Here is a 271-nt window from a genome sequence, read left to right as displayed (position 1 = left end):
GTGTGGGTTACGCGTGGTTTCCCCGGAGAAATTACGCATCAGCAGAGCGTAATTGAGCTCAAGATCCTGCGGGACCGGGAGCCACACAGTATAACCATCGCCTGGTGCGACCGGCATCGCTTCACCTTTGGCGTTTTCCATGTGCTCAAGGGTAAAGTTAATGTTGCCTTGCGGCGTCATCAGCTCAAGGCTGTCGCCAACGGAGAATTTATTTTTCACCGCTACCGCCGCGAGGTCCCCCTTGCGCTCACCGGTAAACTCACCAACAAAC

At 55.0% G+C, this 271-nt stretch carries 1 protein-coding gene; it reads right to left on the bottom strand.

The window, feature by feature from the left end; all coding sequences use genetic code 11:
* Window positions 1-271: U32 family peptidase C-terminal domain-containing protein (locus SB765_RS29865; protein ID WP_410932525.1), on the bottom strand; the 271-nt coding region annotated here is incomplete at both ends.

Source organism: Pseudomonas sp. SIMBA_067 (assembly GCF_046534675.1).
Classification (GTDB): domain Bacteria; phylum Pseudomonadota; class Gammaproteobacteria; order Pseudomonadales; family Pseudomonadaceae; genus Aquipseudomonas; species Aquipseudomonas putida.
This window is presented reverse-complemented; position numbering and strand designations above follow the sequence as displayed.